Origin of the sequence: Paraburkholderia sp. JHI869 (assembly GCF_038900775.1) — a bacterium.
GTDB lineage: Bacteria > Pseudomonadota > Gammaproteobacteria > Burkholderiales > Burkholderiaceae > Paraburkholderia.
In genome coordinates this window covers 1-9,267 of the sequence record NZ_JAYMSC010000068.1, presented here as the reverse complement: position 1 = coordinate 9,267, position 9,267 = coordinate 1, and the positions used below count along the sequence as shown (strand labels likewise).

Below are 9,267 nucleotides of genomic sequence, written 5' to 3'. Positions count from 1 at the left end.
GTCGTCGGGCGAAATCCATTGGGGCCAGGCACAACTGTGCCATCAACAGGCCGAATGTATATATGCAATCCAGCACCTGTTCGCTGTAGGCCGGATCATTTGGCAAACGGGACGAGGCCATGTATAAAGCTGCAGCCGTTCCGATCCGGGCGATTTGCTCATCCAATCCGCTCAGTCCGTTCTAAAGGACATGGCCAAGCCGATACTCGACAACGAACTGTGGGCACTCACCGAACCGTTGCTGCCCCCTCCCAAACTACGACGAACCCGTTATCCGGGGCGCAAGCCGCTCGACAATCGTGCGGTGCTCACCGGCATTCTCTTCGTCTTACAGACAGGCCTGCGTTGGGACCTGCTACCTCGCGAGATGGGTTGCGGCAGCGGCATGAGTTGCTGGGGTCGCCTACGCGACTGGAAAGCCGCTGGCGTCTGGGAGCAGTTGCACGAGGTGCTGCTTGCGCGATTGCGCGCAGCTGACCAAATCGACTGGTCTCGCGTCATCGTCGATTCCGCTTCAATCCGCGCTGTGGGCTCAGCTCAAAAACAGGACCGAATCCCACAGACCGCGCGCGACCCGGTTCAAAGCACCATCTCATCACTGAAGCGCAGGGCATCCCGCTCGCGGTGATTCTGACCGGGGCCAACCGCAACGACGTCACTCAACTTCAGGCGCTGGTCGAGGCAATTTCGCCAATCCGCGGCAAGCGTGGCAAACCACTATCAAAGCCTCGGGTCGTTCAGGGCGACAGAGGCTAACGACCACGACAAATATCGACGTCCACTGCATGCCGCCGGCATTGCAACCGAAATCGCTCGACGAGGTCAGCCTCATGGTAGTGGGCTGGGCAAAACACGCTGGGTTGTGGAGCGGACCATCTCGTGGCTTCACAACTTCCGCCGACTGCGCATCCGCTTCGAACAACTCGCCTTCATCCACGAGGCTTTCCTCAGAATCGCCTGCTGCATCATATGCTGGCGACGCCTGCAAAAGTCATTCTGTTAACACCTCTTAGCCATTTCTATTTCAACACCGAAACAACAATGAGTATATGGGATGCGTCGTTAGGTGGCAGCCCGGAGCGTCATTCTGTTGATGTTTCTAAAGGCGGCGTCTGTCACTTGCGAACCCACCAGATTGAGTTGGGCTTGCACATCGGGATCAAGACAGGCGTCCTCGGCGAAAAGACCAGGGGTCACTTTGATCCCCGCGCCATAGGGAGTCGGCCAACCGCGCAGGGAATGTACGATCGACCTGAGCGTAAGGAGTGTCGTTCCCACTGCTTGCCACCCAAAGGCTGTTGCGATCAGGCCCACCGGTAGTCCATCGAGATAAACGCGCTCATCCTTAGAAGTGCGTTCAAGGTGATCAAGGGCATTCTTCAACAGTCCTGATATTGAGCCGTGATAGCATGGGGTTCCGATAATAATCCCATCGGCTTCGCGCACCGCATCTAAGAATTCGCGCGCGAAATTGTTGTCAGAAACGCTAGGCTCAAAATGTGGCATTTGTTGGAGGTGGCGCCCCCCAAATACCTTAACTCGGGCTCCGTGTGACGCAGCCGACTTGAGTGCGATTTTTAGTGCGCTCTCCGTCGATGATCTATCAGATGTCGTTCCGCCGATTCCGACGATTAATGGGGTATTCATACATGGGGTAATCATACGTTTGCCTTTAAATCACGGCCAATTCTTTGGCATTGCCAGCATTGCGACATATAGAGTAAATCAAATGGGAGTGCAACCAGATAATAAATATCAAATTTCATTTTCTCAAGTGGCACCCGTTCGCAGTCGTGCACTTAAACAACTGCGATGACTTTCACTGGGACACCGCTCGCGCCCTGATGCTGAATCCAGCCGAGTCGAACCGGAAAGTCCGAGCGGGACCGATCCGGCAACGACTCAAGATTGGTGAGATTTTCGATTACATAGCAGCCGGACTCTTCGCATTCGATGTCAGCCAAGTGATGCTCATCCCCAAGTTTCTTTCCGGGGCGAATCCCGGCGGCATCGATCCCGATAAAGCTAATCTTCTTTTTCAAGAGCGTTCGAATGAGTTCCCAGTCGAGAACTGGGTGATTCATGAAATATTCGGGCACCGTGTACGCCGTTTCCTCCATCCGGCCTGTGCGGAAAATGACCATGTCGCCTTCGCGGATGTCAAGACCATCAATGGCAGTCTCAGAGACAACCGAGCCATGGGAACGAGCATCGATAAGCACCGCGCGGCGCTCACACCAATCGACGGGGATCGGGACCTGCAGATAGGTGTCGAGATGCGTGCCAACATGACCGTGCGACGTAGGGCCGTATCCGTCTGAATTGGCAAGTGAGAAAATCGGGTGATCCTGCGGAAGGCTCAAAGATAGGTTAACGAACATAAGTCATCTCCTGAAGAATAAATTTCTGTGCGTTCGGTTCTCATATCTTATTGATATTTTTTAGATTCGCTGCTGAAATCGCGCCATTCAATAGCGGAAGGACGCCAATTGCGCGACGCAGATCGGAACACAAAAGGTAGGGATGAGAAGTCAAATTGATGCGGATCCGCAGGAGATTTTGGCTTCGCGTTCGGAGCGCGCATGTTCTGCCGACAGTGCACTCCAGGTGTCATTTCGATGCGGATCGGTATAAGAATCACCTATTCAACACGTCTTCTTTAGCCATCCAATTTCCGCAATTGAAATCCAATTTCTGCAATATGAAGAGCGTTGTGGTGTCGTCGGCACTTATGTATCGCACGTTCCCCCGGTTCGGGAAACGTGGGAATTTCATAGATTGACGGTTTAATGAATTTAGGCGAGCATGAATACAATCTACGTGTCGATGGATGTTGGTGCGCGATGCATGATTCCCCCCCCTCGTCACGCAACTCTAACCACGCGCTACGGCCGCTCAATACCTTGTATTTTTCATGGCGCAGATTCTCACGCTCCCGGATCTGGAAGTTACACTCTCGACGCGGTCCATGCTCGCCCTCGAACAATCCGACGATGGTGTCCGAGACGACGTGGATCACGCGCACGATGTTGGGCAGTTACTTGGAAGCAGTGACGGCCCACTTTCCGTGAAGGTCGAAAACGACAACTGGGTGATTCCAGCCACGCATTGTGTATGGGTACCGCCGCACATGGTCCATAAGGTGCGTTCACACGGCCCTTTCTCTGGCTGGTGCGTCTTTCTCGACGAAATGGCGACGCGGATGTTGCCCCCGGTTCCGGCCATCCTAAAAACCCACCCACTTTTGCGGGAGGCAGTGCGTCGCCTGGCCACGCTGCCGCTCGATACGTTCACCCCTCGGCACGAACGGCTTGCGGGTGTGATATTGGACGAGCTTGGCGCCTTACCTGCAGAGGCGTGTAGTCTTACAAAGCCGAATGATCCTCGCCTCGCACGGATCGCCGATGCGGTCTTGGTGGACCCGGCCAACGAACGCGGCCTAGTGGAGTGGGCTGAATGGGCTGGGATATCGTCGCGCACGATGTCTCGACGCTTCGTAGAGGAGACCGGTCTGAGCTTCACGGCTTGGCGCCAGCACGCGCGTCTACTCCGAGCACTTGAATTGCTCTCCCAAGGTCGCGCTGTGACGGCTGTGTCGCTTGACCTAGGTTATAACAATGTCAGCACGTTTATAGCACTGTTCAGACGAACCTATGGGATAACGCCTCGGGCATACGCGCTAGGCGCTGCAATCAACGCGCAAGACTTCTAGGGGGAGTTTGTTTTCCTGGGCGTCGTGGCATTTTTGCACCAAAACTCTGGGGTGAAGAAGGGGCAGAGCTATGGGTTGACGGCTCTCTACGAGGTCAACGAACCGGCTCGGTTGAAGATCCTGCAGACCAACAACAAAACGGCGAAGTGATAGCGGGGTAGGCGCGATTGTGCCGGCAACACGAGGCGGCGTGATTCGAAAAGTTCTCGCGAAAGTATGGACAACATGAACGTCGACTGTCTGAGTGTCGCGCACGGTGACAGGCCTTCGCCCATTGTCCGGCTGTTAGCAAGGCGAGGACGGCGCGCCCTGTACGCGCACGAGCTATGTCTTCTGCCCGAAAGTCGGTTGCCACGGTCTCGGGCGCGCAAATCAGTACGAAGGCAATATCTGATGTGAAACGATAGGGAGCAGTGTCGACCGATTGGCAGCGGGCATATGGAGGCGTGGAGACCTGCCTGCGTTACGGGAAAGTGGCAAAAGAAGTGGACGTGTGGATAGACCAACGCGCCCACTCGAGGGTCTTGGGGGAAAGCGAGCGTGAGCTCCCCAGAAATTTCGCCTTTCAAGAGGTCGTGTGTAAACTCGACGGAAAGGAAGGAAATCACGCATGTTCAAGGTGCCGAAACAGGTGTACACGGAGGAGTTCAAGCTGGCCGCCGTACAGCGGGTCAAGGATGGCCGGGGAGTGGCCGTCGTGGCCCGTTAGCTGAGCATTTCTGAGCAGACGCTTCGCCACTGGGTGAAGGCCGAGGCGTCGGGCAAGCTCAACGGTGCCGGAGCGAAGGCAGTCACGCTCGAGCAGATGGAGCTTGAGATCGCAAAAAGCGGCAGCATACTTCGCGAAGGACCTGCTGTGAGGTATGCCTGGATCGACCGGCAGGTCGGGCAATATCCGCTGTCCTCGCTGTGCTGTCGGTCAGCGTGAACGGCTATCGGGCGCGGAGGCGCGGCGGTACGCTGGAGCGAACGCGGCTGACGGACACGCAATGCTGACGCGTATCCGCACGGTGCACGTCGAGGCCAAGGGGGTATGCGGCTCGCCACGCATGACCAAGGAAGTTCGTGATCAACGCTACCCGGCGAGCAAGGGCCAAGTAGAACGACTGATGCGAGAAAACGGCATCCGGGCTCGAGACAAGCGCCGCTATCGCGTGACGACGGATTCGGCGCACAAGCTGCTGGTTACGCGGGATCTGCTGAGCCGCGAGTTTACGCCTGTCGAGCCCAATCAGGTCTTCAGTTCAGACATTACGTACATCCGGACCGACGAGGGCTGGCTGTACTTGGCCGAGGCGGCCCATTTGTTCAACCGGGCAGTGGTGGGCTGGTCGATCAAGCCGCGCATGAAGGCGGATCTCGCTACGGACGCTCTGACGATGGCATGGTTTCGCCGTCGTCCCGCCCCAGGTGCGCTGTGCCATTCGGACCGCGGCAGCCAGGGCGCCGCTGCATAACTCGGGGCCGTTGGAAGGCGAAAAACCGAGGGAACCTCAGTGGTAGCAAAGCCTGAACGCGGGGAAAAGGCACGACAGATCAGCCTTTGCGTCCTGATGCGTCCGGTAGCGCGTGACGCATTCAGTATTTTTCGAGCAGCATTCTTTCCTTGAGAAGGGTGATGGATGGGCTGCTCCACACCAACTGAACGACAATCCGGGCTAGCGACTAACCACACATCGATGTGGATCTTTGTAGCCGTGTACGTACTATGTAGCAGTCTACGGGAGTAAGCGCAATTGCGTCAATCCGGACGAGCAGCCCAAGGCGCGGGACTGGCGACGTCGCTTCGTATGGAAGGCAGCGCTTCTCAGAGGCATGACCATGAAGTTTCTCGTGTACTCCTGACTTCGGGGCAGGTCGCTGCACTAACCCAGAGTTTTGTAGGGCGAAAGGCACATACGATGGATCATGGGGTTGTCTGCCGAAGCGACAACTAAAGGCGCCGGATATTAATCTGTAATCCCTCTTCCGCCGGTCGTCAAAAAATCTTCTTCCTATCATGGTTTTCCCGATAGACAACCTCGACTAGGCTTCATAAGCTGAATATAATACGTGTACGTAGTAAGTGTTGGCGGTTTCCGCTGTTTATACGTCTTGCCCATGACTTGGATGAATATGTCTACCGATTACCCCGCAATGCATCGCACTGTTGTTCCTTCCGCGGTATTGCCAGCGCCTCGATTTCGATACAGCCCTGTAGTCCAAGCGGGGCCCTTTGTATTCGTCTCGGGTCTGGTTGGATTGGACCCTGCATCCGGCACCCTTGTCGAGGGCGGAGCATATGAACAGACAACTCAGGTACTTGGAAACCTGAAGGCGTTGTGCCGCGAGCAGAACTGGCAGCTGGAAGATCTCCTGGTGGCGCGAGTTTTTTGCGCGACCGCGGGGGACGCTGCAGCGGTGAACAAAGCCTGGGAAGAGGCTTTCAGCGACATCGAACCGCCGGCAAGAACGTTCGTCGTCGTCAGCGCGCTGCCTCTTGGGGCGGCGGTAGAAATCGAATTCCAACTCCTCCTGGGTGCCCGGCTAGATTGACATCCAATGCAAGAACGGCTCGGAGGCGCCGGCCTCCAAATGCCGCATGTTGGTCCATGCGAGAAGTGGCTGCCGGCATCCATCAATCAGCCTGCCGATAAACGCGGAGGGACGCACCTACCTTCCGTCAGCTGACAACGGCTAGAGCGACGTTGGCGCGGCCCCATTATCATGAAGGTAGCAAATGCTTAATACGAAACTAGTCCAGACTGCGTCGCACTGGGGTGTCTATGACGTTCATCTGAAGGGTGATGAAATCACTGGTGTGACTGCATTCGGGCAGGACCCGGGACCTACTGCCCTCATGCAGTCTCTGCCTGAGATGGTGCGTAGCCCGCTACGTATCGATCAGCCATACGTGCGAGCCGGTTATTTGAAAAAAAGAGAGGCGTCGCGCGCAGGGCGAGGCTCCGAACCTTTCGTTCCCGTCAGCTGGGACGTAGCGATGGATCTTGTCGAGGAAGGCCTGCGGAGAGTTCGGTCGGAGTTTGGCAACGAAGCCATATACGGGGGTTCTTACGGCTGGGCAAGTGCTGGCCGGTTGCACCATTCGCCGAGCGTTCTGAAAAGGTTCCTGGGTCTCTTCGGGGGCTATGTTGACAAACGCGGGAACCACAGCTTCGGTGCCGCAATGCATATTGCGCCGTACGTCGTCGGCTCTTCGGACGTGACCGCGATGGTGGTGCCTTGGTCTCATATCGCTGAACACACGGAACTTGTCGTGATGTTTGGTGGTGCGCATGTGAAGAATATGCAGATCGACCCCGGTGGCGCGGTCATGCACGAGACTGAGCAATGGATGAATCGGATTGCGAGCGCGAACGTTGAGTTCATCAACATTAGCCCGTCGCGAGACAACGCCTCAGAGGTGCTTAAGGCTGAGTGGCTGCCTATCGTTCCAAATTCGGATACGGCAATGATGTTGGGTCTCGCCCACGTATTGGTGAGCGAGAATTTACATGACCAGCAATTCCTGGCGACTTACTGTGAGGGATTCGAGCCGTTTCGCCGCTACCTTTTGGGCGAGAGTGACGGCATACCTAAGGATGCGACATGGGCGTCGAGGATTTGCGGGGTGAGTGCCGACACGATTCGTGGACTCGCTCGGCGAATGGCGGCACATAAGACGTTGGTCGCGACAGCTTGGTCTGTGCAGCGCGCTGATCACGGCGAACAGCCTGTATGGATGACTGTCGTCCTGGCAAGTCTGCTGGGGCGGATCGGAGAACCGGGTTGCGGCTTTAGTCTTGGCTTTGGCGGCGTGTCGGGTATTGCCGTCCGTCGGCCGCGCGACATCCCGCGTCCGACGTTCTCTCTGGGCCCCAACCCAGTGCGCTCAGTTGTACCTGTTGGACGCGTAGCAGACATGTTGCTCAATCCGGGTTCCGAGCTCGAGTATGACGGGTCAACAATCCGGATGCCCGACATCAAGCTTATCTATTCGGTCGGCGGTAACCCATTCCACCACAATGCCAATTTGAACCGGTTTGTGCGTGCGTGGCGTCAGCCGGATTTCGTGGTAGTCCATGAGCCTTGGTGGAATCCCCCGGCAAAATATGCTGACGTCGTACTGCCGGCGACGACGACGATGGAGCGCAATGACATTCTCGCTACGGAGTTTCAGCGGCATTGGGTTGCAATGCATCAAGTGATTCAGCCGGTGGCAAAATCGAGAAACGATCTGGACGTTTTCGTTGAACTGTCAGATCGTATGGGTTTCAAGGACGCTTACACAGAGGGACGCAGCGAGATGGAATGGCTGCGACATATGTATGATGGCGCGCGCGACCGTGCAATTGGGCTCGGCTACGCGCCGCCGGACTTTGACGCGTTTTGGGCGGGCGGCTCTTACGAGTTTCCGACAGAGGAAGAATATCTGGAGCCCGTGATGTTTGCGGACTTTCGCAACGATCCCAAGGCGCATCCTCTGAAGACTCCTTCAGGGAAAATCGAGATATTCTCGCAGCGAATTGCAGATTTTTCATATGACGATTGTCCGCCCCATCCCACATGGCTAGAGCCTGCGGAATGGCTTGGGAGCGAAGTGGCAGAAAAATTCCCACTTCATTTGTTATCCAATCAGCCAACAGGAAAGCTGCATAGCCAGTTGGACCCGAGTCAGGTAAGCGTTCAATTCAAGAAGAACGGCAGGGAGGTCATCAGTCTTTCACCGCAAGATGCAGCCGATCGCGGGATTGCCGACGATGATGTTGTTAGGGTCTTTAATGATCGTGGAGCCTTTCTGGCGTCTGCTAGCTTGAACGACGACCTTATGAAAGGCGTTGTCCAGGTGCCGACAGGTGCCTGGTATGACCCCGAAAACCCAGGCATCGAAATGTCGTTAGAAAAGCATGGCAACCCGAACGTTGTGACGCTTGATAAGGGAACTTCACGCTTGGGGCAGGGGTCTGTCGCGCAGACTGTGCTTGTCCAAGTCGAGAGGTTCGATAATCCACCTCATGTCACGGCGTTCGATCTACCGCAGTTTTCGGCGGAGTAGACGGAGCGCACAACGACAGCGCATGCCGAGAGTATTCTTGACACGCGCTGCGTTGTGGACGCAGTCGAGGATTCGCCTTTAGCGTTCGATGTGGTCCGTTGAGCGGCGTTTATCTGCGATCGGAAACGGACGGAGTTTTGCCAAGAGAGCGTGCGGCATGCCAATCGACTCCTCGTTTTAAGGTGCAGTCGCCTTAATGGGTAAGACGAGATCAAGCGGTAGCGTCCGCAGGCCTACCTGCGGACGCTATAGGCAGTACTTAACCTGACCGTTTTCCTTGTTCCATGCAAATCGGGGCGTGATAAGTCTCGGTTCGACACATCAAAAAAATCCGTGACCCCAAGAGGCGTGCCCGCAGTGGGCGCATCGTGTCGACCGCTCAAGGCTGGTAGATTGAGCAGGTGCACGGCAACCTTCTCCCTTCAGGGGGAAGGATAGCGCGGACGCCGCAGGCGTCCTTGACAACGCGTGAGTACTGGTAAGCTTTCCCGTATGCAACGACTCCAGGCCTTCAAGTATG

5 protein-coding genes and 2 pseudogenes are annotated in these 9,267 nt (G+C 56.1%); 5 read left to right on the top strand and 2 right to left on the bottom strand.

What is annotated here, in order from left to right:
- The first annotated feature begins 190 nt into the window (after positions 1-190).
- Positions 191-1,003: pseudogene (locus VSR72_RS43640) on the top strand (IS5 family transposase).
- 59 nt (positions 1,004-1,062) lie between these two features.
- Here VSR72_RS43640 and VSR72_RS43635 read toward each other — a convergent pair.
- Together VSR72_RS43635 and VSR72_RS43630 are read right to left on the bottom strand one after the other, a co-directional pair.
- Positions 1,063-1,647 carry an NAD(P)H-dependent oxidoreductase gene (locus VSR72_RS43635; RefSeq protein ID WP_342958364.1) on the bottom strand — a complete coding sequence of 195 codons (585 nt, stop codon included), beginning with the start codon at positions 1,645-1,647 and terminating at the stop codon, positions 1,063-1,065.
- A 152-nt stretch (positions 1,648-1,799) separates the two neighbouring features.
- Positions 1,800-2,381, bottom strand: coding sequence for a cyclase family protein (locus VSR72_RS43630; RefSeq protein WP_342958363.1), 582 nt, complete (start codon positions 2,379-2,381; stop codon positions 1,800-1,802).
- A 533-nt stretch (positions 2,382-2,914) separates the two neighbouring features.
- Between VSR72_RS43630 and VSR72_RS43625 the strand changes: the two genes are divergently transcribed.
- From VSR72_RS43625 to VSR72_RS43610, 4 genes and pseudogenes are all read left to right on the top strand, one after another.
- Complete coding sequence (locus VSR72_RS43625) at positions 2,915-3,712, top strand: helix-turn-helix transcriptional regulator (protein ID WP_342958362.1); 798 nt, start codon at positions 2,915-2,917, stop codon at positions 3,710-3,712.
- Positions 3,713-4,322: 610 nt separating this feature from the next.
- A pseudogene (locus VSR72_RS43620) lies at positions 4,323-5,163 on the top strand (IS3 family transposase); the annotation flags it as partial.
- A gap of 664 nt (positions 5,164-5,827) precedes the next feature.
- Positions 5,828-6,247: a RidA family protein gene (locus tag VSR72_RS43615; protein WP_342958361.1), complete on the top strand. Its 420-nt coding sequence runs from the start codon at positions 5,828-5,830 to the stop codon at positions 6,245-6,247.
- A 184-nt stretch (positions 6,248-6,431) separates the two neighbouring features.
- Positions 6,432-8,747: a molybdopterin-dependent oxidoreductase gene (locus VSR72_RS43610; RefSeq protein ID WP_342958360.1), complete on the top strand. Its 2,316-nt coding sequence runs from the start codon at positions 6,432-6,434 to the stop codon at positions 8,745-8,747.
- Positions 8,748-9,267: the final 520 nt, after the last annotated feature.

What these genes read in the sequence shown, in the direction of transcription:
- VSR72_RS43635 (WP_342958364.1), bottom strand. Translation starts at nt 1,647, where the DNA reads ATGAATACCCCATTAATCGTCGGAATCGGCGGAACGACATCTGATAGA.
- VSR72_RS43630 (WP_342958363.1), bottom strand. Translation starts at nt 2,381, where the DNA reads ATGTTCGTTAACCTATCTTTGAGCCTTCCGCAGGATCACCCGATTTTC.
- VSR72_RS43625 (WP_342958362.1), top strand. Translation starts at nt 2,915, where the DNA reads ATGGCGCAGATTCTCACGCTCCCGGATCTGGAAGTTACACTCTCGACG.
- VSR72_RS43615 (WP_342958361.1), top strand. Translation starts at nt 5,828, where the DNA reads ATGTCTACCGATTACCCCGCAATGCATCGCACTGTTGTTCCTTCCGCG.
- VSR72_RS43610 (WP_342958360.1), top strand. Translation starts at nt 6,432, where the DNA reads ATGCTTAATACGAAACTAGTCCAGACTGCGTCGCACTGGGGTGTCTAT.